This is a genomic window from Rhodobacter sp. P1_C2 (assembly GCF_056406375.1).
On the sequence record NZ_JBFUAG010000001.1, the window covers coordinates 404,223 to 418,964 of the forward strand.

Annotated in this window: 19 protein-coding genes; 7 read left to right on the forward strand and 12 right to left on the reverse strand. The window is 66.0% G+C overall.

What is annotated here, in order from left to right:
* Positions 1–13: 13 nt before the first annotated feature.
* Positions 14–976 (reverse strand): 4-hydroxybenzoate octaprenyltransferase, encoded by a 963-nt coding sequence (gene ubiA / locus AC1DZT_RS01990; RefSeq protein WP_478004905.1) that lies wholly within the window; start codon positions 974–976, stop codon positions 14–16.
* A gap of 12 nt (positions 977–988) precedes the next feature.
* Here ubiA and AC1DZT_RS01995 point away from each other — a divergent pair, with 12 nt between their 5' ends.
* From AC1DZT_RS01995 to AC1DZT_RS02010, 4 genes are all read left to right on the forward strand, one after another.
* A complete protein-coding gene (locus tag AC1DZT_RS01995) occupies positions 989–1,720 on the forward strand; it encodes a 16S rRNA (uracil(1498)-N(3))-methyltransferase (protein ID WP_478004906.1) in 732 nt (243 codons plus the stop codon).
* A complete protein-coding gene (locus AC1DZT_RS02000) occupies positions 1,717–2,556 on the forward strand; it encodes a GNAT family N-acetyltransferase (protein ID WP_478004907.1) in 840 nt (279 codons plus the stop codon). Before AC1DZT_RS01995 ends, AC1DZT_RS02000 begins: the two co-directional genes overlap by 4 nt.
* Positions 2,549–3,109 (forward strand): hypothetical protein, encoded by a 561-nt coding sequence (locus tag AC1DZT_RS02005; RefSeq protein ID WP_478004908.1) that lies wholly within the window; start codon positions 2,549–2,551, stop codon positions 3,107–3,109. The genes AC1DZT_RS02000 and AC1DZT_RS02005 overlap by 8 nt, the downstream gene beginning before the upstream one ends.
* A gap of 148 nt (positions 3,110–3,257) precedes the next feature.
* Positions 3,258–4,604 carry a glutamate--cysteine ligase gene (locus AC1DZT_RS02010; protein WP_478004909.1) on the forward strand — a complete coding sequence of 449 codons (1,347 nt, stop codon included), beginning with the start codon at positions 3,258–3,260 and terminating at the stop codon, positions 4,602–4,604.
* An 85-nt stretch (positions 4,605–4,689) separates the two neighbouring features.
* On the opposite strand, the gene plsY is transcribed toward AC1DZT_RS02010, so the two are convergent.
* From plsY to AC1DZT_RS02045, 7 genes are all read right to left on the reverse strand, one after another.
* Positions 4,690–5,298, reverse strand: a complete 609-nt coding sequence (gene plsY / locus AC1DZT_RS02015; protein ID WP_478004910.1) for a glycerol-3-phosphate 1-O-acyltransferase PlsY — start codon at positions 5,296–5,298, stop codon at positions 4,690–4,692.
* A 2-nt stretch (positions 5,299–5,300) separates the two neighbouring features.
* Entirely contained in the window at positions 5,301–6,566 is a 1,266-nt protein-coding gene (gene pyrC, locus AC1DZT_RS02020; protein WP_478004911.1) for a dihydroorotase, read from the reverse strand.
* The gene (locus AC1DZT_RS02025; protein ID WP_478004912.1) at positions 6,563–7,129 is read right to left on the reverse strand and encodes a hypothetical protein; all 567 of its coding nucleotides are present in this window, start codon (positions 7,127–7,129) and stop codon (positions 6,563–6,565) included. The genes pyrC and AC1DZT_RS02025 overlap by 4 nt, the downstream gene beginning before the upstream one ends.
* A 2-nt stretch (positions 7,130–7,131) precedes the next feature.
* Positions 7,132–7,266 carry a hypothetical protein gene (locus tag AC1DZT_RS02030; protein WP_478004913.1) on the reverse strand — a complete coding sequence of 45 codons (135 nt, stop codon included), beginning with the start codon at positions 7,264–7,266 and terminating at the stop codon, positions 7,132–7,134.
* Entirely contained in the window at positions 7,263–7,802 is a 540-nt protein-coding gene (locus tag AC1DZT_RS02035; protein ID WP_478004914.1) for a hypothetical protein, read from the reverse strand. Before AC1DZT_RS02035 ends, AC1DZT_RS02030 begins: the two co-directional genes overlap by 4 nt.
* Before the next feature lie 112 nt (positions 7,803–7,914).
* A complete protein-coding gene (locus AC1DZT_RS02040; RefSeq protein WP_478004915.1) occupies positions 7,915–8,877 on the reverse strand; it encodes a DUF4268 domain-containing protein in 963 nt (320 codons plus the stop codon).
* Positions 8,878–8,994: 117 nt separating this feature from the next.
* Positions 8,995–9,957, reverse strand: coding sequence for an aspartate carbamoyltransferase catalytic subunit (locus AC1DZT_RS02045; protein ID WP_478004916.1), 963 nt, complete (start codon positions 9,955–9,957; stop codon positions 8,995–8,997).
* A 108-nt stretch (positions 9,958–10,065) separates the two neighbouring features.
* Between AC1DZT_RS02045 and AC1DZT_RS02050 the strand changes: the two genes are divergently transcribed.
* Genes AC1DZT_RS02050 through moaB form a run of 3 tightly spaced genes read left to right on the forward strand, consistent with a single transcriptional unit; the run spans position 10,066 to position 12,026 of the window.
* Positions 10,066–10,857: a uracil-DNA glycosylase gene (locus AC1DZT_RS02050; RefSeq protein WP_478004917.1), complete on the forward strand. Its 792-nt coding sequence runs from the start codon at positions 10,066–10,068 to the stop codon at positions 10,855–10,857.
* Positions 10,854–11,480 carry a LysE family translocator gene (locus AC1DZT_RS02055; protein ID WP_478004918.1) on the forward strand — a complete coding sequence of 209 codons (627 nt, stop codon included), beginning with the start codon at positions 10,854–10,856 and terminating at the stop codon, positions 11,478–11,480. Before AC1DZT_RS02050 ends, AC1DZT_RS02055 begins: the two co-directional genes overlap by 4 nt.
* Positions 11,481–11,483: 3 nt before the next feature.
* Positions 11,484–12,026 (forward strand): molybdenum cofactor biosynthesis protein B, encoded by a 543-nt coding sequence (gene moaB, locus AC1DZT_RS02060; protein WP_478004919.1) that lies wholly within the window; start codon positions 11,484–11,486, stop codon positions 12,024–12,026.
* Positions 12,027–12,166: 140 nt separating this feature from the next.
* Here moaB and fmt read toward each other — a convergent pair whose 3' ends face one another.
* Genes fmt through def (AC1DZT_RS02080) form a run of 4 tightly spaced genes read right to left on the reverse strand, consistent with a single transcriptional unit; the run spans position 12,167 to position 14,617 of the window.
* Positions 12,167–13,060 (reverse strand): methionyl-tRNA formyltransferase, encoded by an 894-nt coding sequence (gene fmt, locus AC1DZT_RS02065; protein ID WP_478004920.1) that lies wholly within the window; start codon positions 13,058–13,060, stop codon positions 12,167–12,169.
* Positions 13,057–13,557, reverse strand: a complete 501-nt coding sequence (gene def, locus AC1DZT_RS02070) for a peptide deformylase (RefSeq protein WP_478004921.1) — start codon at positions 13,555–13,557, stop codon at positions 13,057–13,059. The genes fmt and def (AC1DZT_RS02070) overlap by 4 nt, the downstream gene beginning before the upstream one ends.
* Positions 13,554–14,039, reverse strand: a complete 486-nt coding sequence (gene def, locus AC1DZT_RS02075; protein WP_478004922.1) for a peptide deformylase — start codon at positions 14,037–14,039, stop codon at positions 13,554–13,556. The genes def (AC1DZT_RS02070) and def (AC1DZT_RS02075) overlap by 4 nt, the downstream gene beginning before the upstream one ends.
* The gene (gene def, locus AC1DZT_RS02080) at positions 14,036–14,617 is read right to left on the reverse strand and encodes a peptide deformylase (protein ID WP_478004923.1); all 582 of its coding nucleotides are present in this window, start codon (positions 14,615–14,617) and stop codon (positions 14,036–14,038) included. Before def (AC1DZT_RS02080) ends, def (AC1DZT_RS02075) begins: the two co-directional genes overlap by 4 nt.
* Positions 14,618–14,742 lie beyond the last annotated feature (125 nt).

Below are 14,742 nucleotides of genomic sequence, written 5' to 3' on the forward strand. Positions count from 1 at the left end.
CGGGGTGGTTCAATCAAACAGCCGCCGCCACGGCAAGAAACAGCGCAACCAGAAGGCCGGCGTCGCGGTTGGCGCGGAAGGTTTTCAGGCAAGAGGCCGGATCGTCGATGTCGAGCCGCCGCATCTGCAGCGTCATGTGCCAGCCAAAGGCCCAGAGGCCGAGAAGCGCCAGACCGAGGCTGATCACGCTGCCCCCGGACCGCAGGGCGAGGATCACCGCCAGCGTCATCAGGCCGACGGTGGCCACGACAAAGCCCCAGAGCCAGGCCCGGCTGTTCTCGCCAAAGAGCCGCGCGGTGGATTTGACCCCGATCAGGGCATCATCCTCGCGGTCCTGATGGGCATAGATCGTGTCGTAATAGAGCGTCCAGACGATCCCCGCCGCGTAAAGCGCCACCGAGGCGGCATCGACCCGGCCGGCATGGGCGGCAAAGACCAGGATCGCGCCCCAGTTGAAGGCCAGGCCCAGAAAGACCTGCGGCCACCAGGTGAAGCGCTTGGCAAAGGGATAGATCGCAACGAGCGCAAGCGAGGCGACCCCGAGCCCGATTGCAAGCCCGTTGAAGGTCAAAAGGATCAGCGCCGCCAGCAGCGCCTGCAGCACCATCCAGACCAGCGCGCCCTTCACCGTCACAGCACCCGAGGGCAGGGGCCGGCTGCGGGTCCGCGCCACCGCGCCGTCGATATGGCGGTCGGTGATGTCGTTCCAGGTGCAGCCCGCCCCGCGCATCAGGAACGCCCCGAGCGCGCAGCCGATCACCAGCCAGATGTCCCAGGCGCGAAACCCGGTCTCCAGCGCGGCCAGCGCGATCCCCCAGTAGCAGGGGATCAGCAAAAGCCAGGTGCCGATCGGCCGGTCGGCCCGGCTGAGCCGCAGATAGGGCCTGGTCCAGAGCGGTGCATAAAGATCGACCCAATTGTCCTTGGGCGCATCGGCGACCCTCTGGCCCTCTGGCATTTGCGGCATCGCGGACATAGGTTCGCTTTCATGGAAGAGGCAAAAATCAGGCTCTATGTAGATCAGGCGCTGGCTTCAGGGCAACCCGTGGCCTTGGGCGAGGCTGAGGCCAATTACCTGTTCAACGTGATGCGTCTGGCGGTGGGGTCGCGGGTGCGGCTGTTCAACGGGCGCGATGGCGAATGGCTGGCGGCGGTGGAACATGCGGCCAAGCGGAACGGCATCCTGCGCTGCACCGCGCCCTCGGCGCCCTTGGTGGCACCCCCCGACCTCTGGCTGCTCTTTGCCCCGATCAAGAAGGCGCGCACCGATTTCATCGTGGAAAAGGCGGTGGAGATGGGGGCGGCCCGGGTGATCCCGGTGCAGACCCGCTACACCAACGAAAGGGTGCGCGAGGATAAACTCCGCGCCCATGCCATCGAGGCGGCCGAGCAATGCGAGGCGACCTATGTGCCGCCGGTGGCGGATCTGATCCCGCTCGACAAGCTTCTGGCGGGCTGGGATGCCAGCCGCCGCATCCTCTGGGCGGATGAGGGGCTGGCGGGACGCGCCGCGCTTTTGCAGGCGGCATCCGGCGCGGACCCCGGACCCTGGGCCATCCTGATCGGCCCCGAGGGCGGCTTTTCCCCCGAAGAGCGGGCGAAACTCGCCGCTTTGCCCTTCGTGACGCCGGTCAGCCTCGGCCCGCGCATCCTGCGCGCCGATACGGCGGCGGTGGCGGCCCTGACGATCTGGCAGACCACGCTGGGAGATTGGCTGTGATCCCCGCCACAAGCGCCGACCGTGCCGAGATCGAGGCCTTCCTGGCACCCCGCGCCGCGGTGGCGATGTTCCCGCTCAGCAACCTGCGGCATTACGGCATGGCGGGTGGGCATGACCTGGCGGTGCGCTTCTGGATTTCCCGGCAGGGCGGGCAGATCAGCGATCTGCTCTGCCAGAGCGAGGCCGGCATGGTGATGCCGGTCCTGCCCTCGCAGGACTATGCCGCCGCCGCCGGGGCGCTGGCCGGGCGCAAGGTGATCGGCCTCATCGGCCCGCGGGCCTGGGTGCGCGGCCTGTCGCAGGCGGCCAACCTTGCCGAAGCCCCCGCCACCCTGGACCGCGACGAGCCGCATTACCGGCTCGATCTGGCCGCGTTGCACATGCCCGAGGGGCCGGGGCGGATCGTGCCCCTCGCTCAGGCGCCGGCAGAGGTGATCCGGACCTGGATCCGCGACTACATGGTCGAGGCTTTGGCCACCCCGCCCGCCCGCGCCGAGGTCGAGGTGGAAGAACGCTATCGCCGCTATCTGCAGGCCGACAGCCATATCTGCCTGATCGAGGGCGATGTGCCGCTGGCCATGTCGGGCTTCAACGCCCGTCTGCCGGACATGGTGCAGGTTGGCGGCGTCTATACCCCGCCGGCGCTGCGCGGGCGGGGCCATGCCCGCCGCGCCCTCGCCCTGCACCTGCAGGAGGCCCGCGCCGCAGGGGCCAGTGCCGCCATCCTCTTCGCGGCCAATCCGGCGGCCAGCCGCGCCTATCAGGCGCTGGGCTTTCGCCAGATCGGCGACTGGGCGCTTTTGCTTCTGGAGTCTCCACAGGTGATCCATGTCTGAACCCCGCTGGCTGATCCGCCCCGAAATCACCGATCTTCTGCGCCGCTACCGCGAGGCGCTGGCGGCGGCCGCCGTCGTGGCGCTGGGGCTGTGGATCGCGGCGCTGGGCGGCTATCTTCTGCTGCCGCTGGGCCTGATCGTCGCCGCGCTTGGCGTGGCCCTGACCGTGGGCGCCCTGCGCCGGGCCCGCTTTGCCCAGAAGGTCGGCGCGCCGGGGCTGGTGGAGCTGGACGAGGCGCAGGTCGGCTACCTTGGGCCCGAGCTGGGCGGCTACCTCAGCCTTGACGAACTGGTCGAGATTCGGCTTCTGGCCCTGCGCGGCAAGAGGATGTGGCGGCTGAAGCAGGCCGATGGCCAGGCCCTGCTGATCCCGGTCGATGCGGCAGGCTCGGACCGGCTCTTCGACGCCTTCGCCGGCCTGCCCGGCATGGACACCGCCGCCCTTGTCGAGGCCTTGCAACCGACCGGCCTGCAGGAAACCGCCCTGGCGCTGGCGGCGGAAACCCGTGTCATATGGCGGAAACAATCGGGCTCCAGACTGACGCGCCCGTGAGAGCGGGGGCGGATCGCGTTGCGCGTTGAAATTTGTCCATGAAGTTTCATGATGGATGCGCCCTGCCACTCTGCCCTCCCTTGACTTGCCGCGCCAGTCACGACAGGTCTTGGCGCTCTGAACATGCCGCTGCGAAAGGTGCTGCCTGATGTCGATACCCCAATCCGGTGGCGGGACCATCGAAAGCTTCGATCAACTGGCCGAACTCCTCGCCTCGGGCAACAAGCCCAAGGCGGAATGGCGCATTGGCACCGAGCATGAGAAATTCGGCTACCTCAAGGACAGCCATGCGCCGCTGCCCTATGCAGGTGATCGGTCGATCTCGGCCCTCTTCGCCGGGCTGGAACAGCGCTTCGGCTGGACCCCGGTGCGCGAGGCCGACAACATCATCGGCATGACCCGCAATGGCGCCAATATATCGCTGGAGCCGGGCGGCCAGTTCGAACTGTCGGGCGCGGCCGTGGCCAACCTGAACGAGACGGCGGCCGAGCTGCAGAACCACCTCGACGAGGTGCGCGCCCTGGCCGAGCCGATGGGCGTGGGCTTCATGGGCATCGGCGCCGCACCGGAGTGGAGCGCCACCGAGATGCCGGTGATGCCCAAGGGTCGCTACCGGCTGATGACCGACTACATGGGGCGCGTCGGCACCCATGGCACCCAGATGATGTACCGGACCTGCACGGTTCAGGTGAACCTCGACTACGCCTCCGAGGCCGACATGGTCAAGAAACTGCGCGTGGCGCTGGCCCTGCAGCCGGTGGCGACGGCGCTTTTCGCCTCCTCGCCCTTCTTTGACGGCAAGCTGAACGGCCACAAATCCTGGCGCTCGCGCATCTGGCGCGGTCTGGACAATTCGCGCACCGGCATGCTGCCCTTCGCCTTCGAGGGCGATTTCGGCTTTCAGGCCTATGTCGACTGGGTTCTGGATGTGCCGATGTATTTCGTCTACCGCGACGGCAAATATATCAACGCCTTGGGCCAGAGCTTCCGCGATTTCCTCGCTGGGAAGCTTCCCGCGCTGCCCGGCGAAAAGCCGACCCTGTCGGACTGGGCCGACCATATGACCACCGTCTTCCCCGAGGCCCGCGTCAAGAAATACATCGAGATGCGCGGCGCCGATTGTGGTGATCAGGCCCATATCAACGCGCTGCCCGCCTTCTGGATCGGGTTGATGTATGACGATGCGGCGCTGGATGCCGCCTGGGATCTGGTCAAGGGCTTCGATGCTGAAACCCGCGAGGGCCTGCGCGTCGCGGCCTCGGTCTCGGCCCTGCAGGGCGAGGCGAACGGCGTGAAGATCCTCGACCTCGCCCGCGCCGCCGTGGGGCTGAGCCACGCCGGCCTCGCGGCAAGGAAGCTTGACGAAGAACGCTTCCTCGCCCCGCTGGTGCAGTCGCTTGCCACCGAAAAGACCCAGGCCGACCGCTGGCTTGACCTCTACAACGGCGACTGGAAAGGCTCGCTCGCCCCGATCTACGCCGCCTCCAGCCTCTGACCGTCTCTTTCCATTCACCCGATGGAAATATCCTCGGGGGGCGCGGGGGGCAGACAGTCCCCCGCCGCGGCGACAGGCGACCGGTTTACTTCTTCTGGCCGATCTTCGGCTCTGTCCCGGCCTTGATCCGCTCCAGGTTGGGCCAGTGTTTCCAGTAGATCAGCACGGTCAGCGCCACGGTCAGCAGCAGCATCTGCCCGTCGCGGAACACCATCAGCCACAGGGTCGACAGCGCCGCCGCGACCAAGGCCGACAGCGAGGAGATGCGCGAGATGGCGGCGGTCACCGCCCAGGTCGCGCAGGCGGCAAGCCCCACGCGCCAGTCCAGCACGATCATGGTGCCAAGGAAGGTCGCCACCCCCTTGCCGCCCTTGAAGCCCAGCCAGACCGGGAACAGATGGCCGAGAAAGCTGCAAAGGGCCGCGACCTGTGCGGCATCCTCGCCCGCCACCAGACGGGCCAGCGCCACCGCGATGCCGCCCTTGCCCGCGTCCAGCAGCAGGGTCGCGAGCGCCGCCCCCTTGTTGCCGGTGCGCAGCACATTGGTGGCACCGATATTGCCCGAGCCGATCTTGCGCAGATCGCCAAGCCCCAGCGCTCTTGTGATGACGATGCCGAAGGGCACCGAGCCCAGAAGATAGGCCCCCAAAGCCACCAGAACCAGAACCAGCGGCGGTGTCACGAATAACGGCATCCTCAGCCCCCAAAAACCTGAACGCCCGCCACCCAGGTGGCCAGCACTTTACCTTCCATCCGCATCAGGTCAAAGGGCGTGTTCTTTGACTTGGACAGCAGCTTCGCCCGGTCCAGCACGAAGGGCGCATCGGGGTCGAACAGCACCAGATCCGCCGGCGCCCCCTCGGCCAGCCGGCCCTGCGGCAGGCCCAGCCGGTTGGCCGGGTTCAGCGACAAGGCGCGCCACAGCGTCGGCAGGTCCATGTCGCCCGAATGCACCAGGCGCAGCGCGGCAGGCAGCAGGGTCTGCAGGCCCACGGCGCCGGAAGCCGCCTCCTCGAAGGGCAGGCGTTTGCTTTCTTCGTCGGCGGGGGTGTGGAACGAGGCGATGACGTCGATCGCCCCCTCGGCCACCGCCTGCACCATGGCAAGCCGGTCCTCCTCGCTCCGCAAGGGCGGGGTCAGCTTGAAGAAGGTCCGGTAATCGCCCACGTCATAATCGTTCAGCGTCAGGTGGTGGATCGAGACACCCGCCGTCACATCCAGCCCATTGGCCTTGGCCCGGGCAAGCGAGGGCAGCGCCCGCGCCGTGGTGATCTGATCGGCGTGATACCTGACCCCGGTCATCTCGACGAGGCCGAGGTCACGGTCCAGCCCGATCCGCTCCGCCATCGGATGCACGCCGGGCAGGCCGCGCAGCGAGGCGAATTTCGAATTGGTCGCGGCAGCCCCGGCCGAAAGCCCCGGCTCCTGCGGGTGGCCCACCACGAGGGCGCCGAGCGCGCGCGCATAGGTCAGCGCCCGGCCCAGCGCCTTGGTGTTGGTCGAGACATGGAAGACATCCGTGAAGGCCACCGCCCCGGCATCCAGAAGAAAGCCGATCTCGGTCATCTCATCGCCGCCGCGACCTTTGGTCAGCGCCGCCATATGCCTGATCCGCACGACAGATTCCGCCGCGCGCCGGGTGACGAATTCCAGCGTTTCGGGCGTGTCGATCGCAGGGGCGGTATCGGGCCGGGCGATGATCGTCGTCACCCCGCCCGCCGCCGCCGCCATCCCTGCCGAGCGGAAGCTTTCCTTGTGCCGCTCCCCCGGCTCGCCGATCTTAACGCCCCAATCGACGATGCCGGGCGCCAGACACAGGCCGCCACAATCAAACACCTCCGCCCCCGCAGGCTCAGGTCCATTGCGCGCCACGATCAGCCCGTCCTGCAGGGTCAGGGTGCCAATCGTATCCGTCCCCGCCTCGGGGTCGATCAGGCGGGCATTGGTGAGGTGGAGGGTCATTTGGCATCCCTTTGGATATTTAGGATCAGGCGGTAAACGGCTTCGGCGTCGGGGATCATGTCGAAGCCGATGTTTCTGCCTTGGCTGCGTGACATGATTCCACCTCTCGATCTTTCAAACCAGAGCGAGCGTCGCCAGCCCAAGTTCAGCTCCATCGCGCGGAGGGCGGATATTTTCCAACTCTTCAGGGAGAGAATGCCGAGGCTGCGTTCAAGGATCAGGGCGCGTGTATCTGTCAAGGCATAACGCGTGTTCCAACGTCGCCAAGAGGACCAGATCACGGGAACAATGCCATACATCAGGCCGTATAGTAAGAAGGCCCAGCCAAACCACGACGGCAGCGGCTGATGCTCCCCGCTTGCACCGGTCGTCCTGACGCCCAGAGTTAACAACAAAATCCCGGTGCCGGTCGCAGCAAAAGCGCCCGCAAGCCCAATCACCTCGTTGCCAATCGGAAGCGCAGGCGCAGCACTGGGTCTGCTTGTCCAGCGCAGGCTCTCGCCGGATTCAAGATAGGGCGCCCAGAGGGAATGCGTATCAGAGTTCAGCACCTCGACTGCCACCCTCAATGCCCCCACCAGACCACACGCCCGGTGATCGCGAACGTCACCCGCAAGGCCGCTGTTGCAACCATTCCGCCTGACGACTGCCTCTCCGCCTCGGGGTCGATCAGGCGGGCATTGGTGAGGTGGAGGGTCATCTGGTGTCCTTCTGAACCTGCCGCATCAGGGCGTAGACCGAGGTCGCATCCCCGATGCGCTCGAACCCCGGGGCGGCGGGCGTGGTGATCAGGCCGCTGTACCATTTCGGCGCAGGGGCGAAGAGCAGGCTGGCATGGCGCGGGCCCTGCAGCAGCGTCAGGGGCATGTCGGGCGTCATCGGGTAGGACCGCAGGCTCTGGCCAAAGGGGCCAAGCCGGGTGCGGATCAGCGCGCGCGATGTGGTCAGCGCATAGCTTTGCTGCGACCGCCGGATCATCGACGCCACCAGATCCAGCGGCACCGGCAGGAAGAAGACGAAAAGCACGATCAGCCGGACATCCCAGTAGCTGGCGATGCTGGTCTGCAAGCGCGCCAGCAGATAGAGGAACAGGCGCAGCATGACGAGGGAGCGCAGGATTCGCAGCAGATGACCAAGCCCGAAGGCCAGCCCGGCATCGGGCCGCCCCTGCCAAAGCAGGGTCTCGCCCGGGTCCAGAAGGCCGCTCCAGTCGGTGTTCGGTCGCGCGAGGGTCATGCGGGGTGTCCTTGCCAGCAAAGGTGCAGTCGCCCCGACAGAACCCGGCCCGCCTCAGCGTCGATCAGGCGGATAATGGAGATGTGGAGGGTCAATTTGTTGTCCGCCCCACCTATTTCAAGCCACGCACAACATCGTGGAAAGTACGATGAAAATCTTCGATGTGCTTGGCTAACCATTCGTGCTGATCCGGCCAGCTCTGACGATCGCTTACGTCGGGATATTCCTTGGTAATGAAAATCTGCCGCTCAATATTCGCAGCATCATTCCATTCCAGCGCATAGCCCAGCGAAGCTTCCACTTGCGGTCGCAGTTCTTGCAATTGCAAAAAGAATCCGTGCGCCTTTGCGCCCTGCAAGTATAGTCCCGTTCGCACCCAGTTGTGCTTTCTATTGAGCAGCGTATTGAGATTCACGCCTGATTTGCCGATACTGTGTGTCAGCCAGTTTTGCGTTGCAGCTGAGACCGGTCGAACAGGTGAATGTCGCCTCGCCAGCAAGGATTCAAATCCCTGCCAATATTCGAAAAGCATTTGACGTGCTTCCGTAAGTTCGCCTTCGACGAGTCCAGTTTTTGCTGATTCTGCTTGCCGGGCGGGATCGCTCGGTCGTACGACAGTGTTGAAACTAGGCGCCACCGGGGATTCATCAATGCGCCACAGTTCTATTTCCAAGGCGTAAAAGGATGTTCCATCGGACGCCATACGGTTAAGCCATTCCACAGCGATCTTGTGTTCCGGAGTAACTGATTTCGAAATCCAAATTACTGTCTTGCAATCCAGCCCCGCCGCATAAACCAGGATCTGTCCAAGATGTGAATGATCGGTTTTCTCGAGCTGGTTTTCAATGAGGACCCAGCTGTTCGATGTGGTGTCCCTACAAAGAATGTCAGCTTTATATGGACCGACAAATTTCTCGACGGCTTCCAGCTCCAGACCTTCTGCACCGAGGCCCAGATGATCCGATAGGATTGCGAGATTTTCCCGCCGCGCGAGCCAAGGCGTGAAGTCGCGGGCCTCATCAGTCCAGACACTTCTCAGGTTGGTAATTCGGGTAAGTTTTCCAAGCGCTGTCACTTTGCCGTCCCCACCCTCAGCTCCCCCACCAGACCACCAGCCCGGTGATCGCGAAGATCACCAGCAAGGCCGCCGTGGCGACCATGCCGCTCATCCTTGCGTCGGACATCGGCTTTTTCACACCATCACCCCGACCGCCGCCCGGCCCCGCTCTGCCCGCAAGTTGCGGGCCAGAAGATCCATGCAAGCCATCCGTACCGCGACGCCCATCTCGACCTGCTCCTGGATGACGCTGCGGTTGATGTCGTCGGCGATCTCGCCGTCGATCTCGACCCCGCGGTTCATGGGACCTGGGTGCATCACGATGGCGTCGGGTTTGGCGTAGGAGAGCTTCTCGGCGTCCAGACCGTAGCGGTGGTAGTATTCGCGTTCCGAGGGGATGAAGCCGCCGTCCATCCGCTCCTTCTGCAGGCGCAGCATCATCACCACATCGGCGCCTTCGAGGCCCTTCTTCATGTCGTCGTAAAGCTCGCAGCCGAAGTCCAGCACGCCGGGGGGCATCAGGGTCGGCGGGGCGATCAGGCGCAGGCGGTTTTCCATTTTCCCCAGCAGGATCAGGTTGCTGCGCGCCACGCGGCTATGGGCGATATCGCCGCAGATCGCGACGGTCAGCCGCTGGATGCGGCCCTTGGCGCGGCGGATCGTCAGGGCATCGAGCAGCGCCTGCGTCGGATGCTCATGCCGCCCGTCGCCCGCGTTCAGCACGGCGCAATTGACCTTCGACGCCAAGAGGTTGACCGCTCCCGAGGACGGATGCCGCACCACCAGAAGATCGGGCCGCATCGCGTTCAGCGTCAGGGCGGTGTCGATCAGCGTCTCGCCCTTCTTCACGCTCGACTGCGCCACCGACATGTTCATCACATCGGCGCCGAGCCGCTTGCCCGCCAGTTCGAAACTCGCCTGGGTCCGGGTCGAGTTCTCGAAGAACATGTTGATCTGGGTCAGGCCCGCCAGCACATCCGAAGATTTCACCGTGCGCCGGTTCAGATCGACATAGCGATCGGCCAGATCCAGCACATCCATGATCTCGGAAGGGTCAAGCTGCTCGATGCCAAGCAGATGGCGGGCGCGGAAGGTCATGGGGCTCTCCTTCGGTTTTCCGGCTTATGCCAAACATGGGGGCAGGGGGCAAGCGAACCCGTCGCGTGGCGGGTTGTTCTGGCCGGGGCCGCGGCCTACCCTGCGGGCATGGGAATCAATCACGACATCATGGCGCCGGAGCACTGGCAGGCGGCGCTGGCGGCGCTGGACTGGCAGGCCGAGATGGGGGTGGGCGATTGGGTGCAGGAAGACCCGGTCAACCGCTATGACCTGCCCGAGCGGCTGGAGCGTCCGGTTGCGATGCCGGCCAAGGCCGCGCCGCCGGTCGAGATGCCCAAGCTTGACCCGGTGGCCGAGGCCGAAGCCGCCGCCCGTGGCGCGCACACGCTGGAGGATCTGCGCGCGGCCCTGACCGCCTATCCGCATTGCGAGCTGAAGAAGGGCGCCCGCAACACCGTCTTTGCCGATGGCAACCCGGCGGCGCGGGTGCTGATCCTGGGCGAGGCGCCGGGGCGCGAGGAGGATCAGGAGGGCCTGCCCTTCGTCGGCCGCGCCGGCCAGCTTCTGGACCGGATGTTCGAGGCCATCGGCCTGTCGCGGCAGTCGCCCGACCCGGGGGCGGCGCTTTACATCACCAATGTCATGCCCTGGCGCCCGCCGCAGAACCGCGACCCCGAGCCGGAGGAGATCGCGATGATGCGCCCCTTCGTCGCCCGCCATATCGCGCTGATCGACCCGGATGTGATCGTGACCATGGGCAACACGCCCTGCCTTTGCCTCTTGAACCAGAAGGGCATCCTGCGCCTGCGCGGCACCTGGGCTCAGGCTTTGGGCAAGCCCGTGCTGCCGATGACCCACCCGGCCTATCTGCTGCGCAACCCGGCGGCCAAGCGCGAGGCCTGGGCGGATTTGCTGTCGTTGAAGGCGCGGTTGAGATGATCCCTGTTGAGCCCCTGACGCTTCTCTCCTTCATTCCCGCGGCCCTGGCGCTGAACCTGACGCCGGGGGCGGACATGATGTTCTGCTTGGGCCAAGGTTTGCGCGCGGGGCCGAAGGCCGCGATGGCGGCGAACCTTGGCATCGCGGCGGGCGGGCTGGTGCAGGTGACGCTGGCAGGCCTTGGGCTTGGGGCGCTGGTCCATGCCCATCCGCTGGCCTTTGACGCGATCCGTTGGGCCGGGGTGGCTTACCTTCTGGTGCTGGCGGTGCAGACCCTGCGCGCGGGGCCGGCGCATGTTGCCAAGGCCGCGCCGGCGCGGCCGGCCAAGGTGTTCCGCCAGGCCCTGATGGTGAACCTGCTGAACCCCAAGGTCGTGCTCTTCATCCTCGCCTTCCTGCCGCAGTTCGTGGACCCACTACGCCCGGTTCTGCCGCAGTTCCTGACGCTGGGCGCGGTTTTCACGCTTGGCGGGCTGGGGGTGAATGGGGTGGTTGGGCTGATGGCGGGGTCGATCGGGCGCTGGATGGCGGAAAGCCGCAGGGTCTCGCTCTGGCTCTCGCGGCTGTCTGCTGCCATCTTCGCCGGGTTGGCGCTGAGGTTGGCGCTGCTGCAAAGGGGATGAGAGATGAGCCGGATTGACGAGACGAAGGATTTCATCCCGGTCCGTATCGCGGTGCTGACCGTGTCGGACACGCGGACGGCGGCGGAGGATCGCTCGGGCGATACGCTGGTCGAACGGCTGACGGCGGCGGGGCATCTGCTTGCGGCGCGGGGGATCGTGCCCGATGACCGCGCCACGATTGCGGCGCAGCTTCGCGCCTGGATCGCCGATCCGGAGGTCGATGTGATCCTGTCCACCGGCGGCACTGGCCTGACCGGGCGCGACGTGACGGTCGAGGCGCACCGCGACGTCTACGAAAAAGAGATCGAGGCCTTCGGCACCGTCTTCACCATCGTCTCGATGCAGAAGATCGGCACCTCGGCGGTGCAGTCGCGGGCGACGGGCGGGGTGGCGGGGGGCAAATATCTCTTCGCGCTGCCGGGCTCGCCCGGGGCCTGCCGCGATGCCTGGGACGAGATCCTGAAAGCCCAGCTCGACTATCGCCACCGTCCCTGCAACTTTGTCGAGATCATGCCCCGGCTGGAAGAGCACAAGCGCCGGAAGTAGCGCCTCGGCCCGGCCTCAGAGCCTCCGGCGGGGATATTTGGATCTGGATGAAATTGCGGCGCTCCTTCATTCAGAGGCAAATATCCCACGGGGGTCCGGGGGTGTGAAACCCCCGGCCTTGGTACGGGGCGGCGGGCTTGTCAGCCGAGGAGTGCGGGCAGGGTCAGGCCGCGGAGGAGGTCTGCGGCGGGGCTGGGCTTCTTGCCCTCGCGCTGGGCCAGGGTGATCTCCACCGAGCCACTGCCGCAGGCTATGGTCAGGCCGTGGAGGACCTGACCGGGGGCGCCCTCACCCGCGGCGAGGCGGGAGCGCAGGAGTTTCAGGCGCTCGCCCGCCACCTCGCACCAGGCGCCGGGGAAGGGGGAGAGGCCGCGGATCTGGCGGTCGACCTCCACCGCGGGGCGGGTCCAGTCGATGCGGGCCTCGGCCTTGTCGATCTTGGCGGCGTAGGTGACGCCTTCGGCGGGTTGGACCTCGGCTTGCAGCGGCAGGGTGGCGAGGGTTTGCAGGATCAGCCGCGCGCCCATGGCGGAGAGGCGGTCGTGCAGGTCGGCGGTGGTCTCCTCCGCGCTGATCGGCGTCGCCTCGCGCTTAAGGACCGGGCCTGTATCGAGGCCCGCCTCCATCTGCATGATGCAGACGCCGGTCTCGGTATCGCCGGCCATGATGGCGCGGTGGATGGGGGCCGCGCCGCGCCAGCGCGGCAGCAGGGAGGCGTGGATGTTGAGGCAACCAAGCGCAGGTGCAGCGAGAATGGCGGGCGGCAGGATCAGCCCATAGGCCACGACGACGGCGATTTCGCTGCGCAGCGACGTGAAGTCTTGCTGCGCCTCTTCGCTGCGCAGCGAAGCGGGGTAACGCACCGGAATCCCAAGGCTTTCGGCGCAGAGCTGTACCGGGCTTTTCCGGTCCGCCTTGCCGCGTCCGGCGGGCCGGGGCGGCTGGGTATAGACCGCAGCAATTTCATGCTGCGCAGCGAGGGCCTTCAGCGCGGGCACCGAGAAATCCGGCGTGCCCATGAAGGTGATCCTCATGCCCGCCTCCGCAATTTCTCGGCCTTGGAGATCAGCATGGCGCGTTTCAGGCCCGACAGGCGGTCGAAATACATCTTGCCGGCCAGATGGTCGATCTGGTGCTGGACCGAGGTCGCCCAGAGGTGGACGAAGTCGCGGTCCTCCATCGCGCCATCCGCGTTGAGGAAGCGGACGGTCACCGCACGCGGACGGCTGATCACGGCGGAGACGCCGGGCAGGTTGGGGCTGGCCTCCTCATGCGTCCGCATCTGGCCGGAGGCATGAAGGACTATCGGGTTGGCCATCAGCACCGCCTTGCCGCGTTCCTCGGAACTGTCGACCACGGCGAGGCGCAAGGGCACCCCGATCTGCACGGCGGCGAGGCCATAGCCCGGCATTGCCTCCATCGTGTCGACCATGTCGGCCCAGATCGCCCGGATCTCGGGGGTGATCTCGGTCACATCGGCGGCCGGGGTCCGCAGGATCTGCGCTGGCCAGGGCACGCAGGGCCGGATCATTGCAGCACCGCCTCGGCCCGGGCGCGGGCCTCGGGCGAGAGGTGATCGAGGGTCACGATCCCGTCGAGGTGGTCGATTTCGTGCTGGGCGCAGATGGCGCGGAAGCCGGTCAGTTTCTGCGCGGCGATGGCGCCTTCCGGGGTCAGCCAGCGCAGGATGATCTCTTTGGCGCGGCTGACTTCGGCCAGAATGCCGGGGATCGAGAGGCAGCCCTCGGTGCTCGGCACCTGTTCGTCGGAGCGCCAGAGAATCTCCGGATTGATGAAGGTCTCGGGCGCGGTGTCGCCGGATTTCCAGCTGGCATCCATCACGAAGACCCGCGACAGCACACCCACCTGCGGCGCGGCAAGGCCGCGACCCTCGGCGTCATACATCGTCTCCAGCATGTCGCGGGCCAGCGTCAGGGTCGCGTCATCGACCGAGGCCACGGCCGCCACGGTCGAAAGGCGCGCATCCGGCCAGCGCAGGATGGCACGAATCATCGCGGGCCACGCGCGGGGCCGCCATGGTCGCCGCGATGATCGGCCTTGTGGTCGCCGCGGCCTTCGCCACGCGCAATCTCGCGCTTCAGCTTTTCCATCTTGCGGGTGATCATCTGCCGCTTCATCAGGCCGAGGTAGTCGATGAAGAGCTTGCCGTTCAGATGGTCGATCTCGTGCTGGACGCAGGTCGCCCAGAGGCCGGTGAAGGTCTCTTCCTGGGCGGCGCCCTTTTCGTCCATCCAGGTCACGGTCACCGCATTGGGCCGTTCGACATCGGCATATTGGTCGGGGATCGACAGGCAGCCTTCCTCGTAGGTGGAAAGCTCGGAGGAGGACCAGGTCACCTCGGGGTTGAACAGGATCAGCGGGCGCGGGGTTTCCGGCGGCTTCATGCAATCCATCACGATCAGGCGCTTGTTGACGCCGACCTGCGGTGCCGCAAGGCCAATTCCGGGCGCGTCATACATGGTATCGAGCATGTCGCGGGCCAATTTCGCCAAATCCTCGGTGACTTGCGCCACGGGGTCGCAAAGCTTCTTGAGGCGCGGATCGGGGTGGATCAGGATGGGGCGGATCATGCTGCTGGATTTACGGTTTGGCCGGGCTTGGCGCAAGAGGCTCGACGGGCAGGAAGAAAATTCTGCCCTATACCGTGAATTGGAAACAGGTTCCAAAATGTGATCAAATATCGGGAAGACTTCCC

Excerpts from the sequence above, each read along its gene's own strand:
- ubiA (WP_478004905.1), bottom strand. The coding sequence starts at position 976 with ATGTCCGCGATGCCGCAAATGCCAGAGGGCCAGAGGGTCGCCGATGCG.
- AC1DZT_RS01995 (WP_478004906.1), top strand. The coding sequence starts at position 989 with ATGGAAGAGGCAAAAATCAGGCTCTATGTAGATCAGGCGCTGGCTTCA.
- AC1DZT_RS02005 (WP_478004908.1), top strand. The coding sequence starts at position 2,549 with ATGTCTGAACCCCGCTGGCTGATCCGCCCCGAAATCACCGATCTTCTG.
- AC1DZT_RS02010 (WP_478004909.1), top strand. The coding sequence starts at position 3,258 with ATGTCGATACCCCAATCCGGTGGCGGGACCATCGAAAGCTTCGATCAA.
- plsY (WP_478004910.1), bottom strand. The coding sequence starts at position 5,298 with ATGCCGTTATTCGTGACACCGCCGCTGGTTCTGGTTCTGGTGGCTTTG.
- pyrC (WP_478004911.1), bottom strand. The coding sequence starts at position 6,566 with ATGACCCTCCACCTCACCAATGCCCGCCTGATCGACCCCGAGGCGGGG.
- AC1DZT_RS02030 (WP_478004913.1), bottom strand. The coding sequence starts at position 7,266 with ATGACCCTCCACCTCACCAATGCCCGCCTGATCGACCCCGAGGCGGAG.
- AC1DZT_RS02035 (WP_478004914.1), bottom strand. The coding sequence starts at position 7,802 with ATGACCCTCGCGCGACCGAACACCGACTGGAGCGGCCTTCTGGACCCG.
- AC1DZT_RS02045 (WP_478004916.1), bottom strand. The coding sequence starts at position 9,957 with ATGACCTTCCGCGCCCGCCATCTGCTTGGCATCGAGCAGCTTGACCCT.
- AC1DZT_RS02050 (WP_478004917.1), top strand. The coding sequence starts at position 10,066 with ATGGGAATCAATCACGACATCATGGCGCCGGAGCACTGGCAGGCGGCG.
- AC1DZT_RS02055 (WP_478004918.1), top strand. The coding sequence starts at position 10,854 with ATGATCCCTGTTGAGCCCCTGACGCTTCTCTCCTTCATTCCCGCGGCC.
- moaB (WP_478004919.1), top strand. The coding sequence starts at position 11,484 with ATGAGCCGGATTGACGAGACGAAGGATTTCATCCCGGTCCGTATCGCG.
- fmt (WP_478004920.1), bottom strand. The coding sequence starts at position 13,060 with ATGAGGATCACCTTCATGGGCACGCCGGATTTCTCGGTGCCCGCGCTG.
- def (WP_478004921.1), bottom strand. The coding sequence starts at position 13,557 with ATGATCCGGCCCTGCGTGCCCTGGCCAGCGCAGATCCTGCGGACCCCG.
- def (WP_478004922.1), bottom strand. The coding sequence starts at position 14,039 with ATGATTCGTGCCATCCTGCGCTGGCCGGATGCGCGCCTTTCGACCGTG.
- def (WP_478004923.1), bottom strand. The coding sequence starts at position 14,617 with ATGATCCGCCCCATCCTGATCCACCCCGATCCGCGCCTCAAGAAGCTT.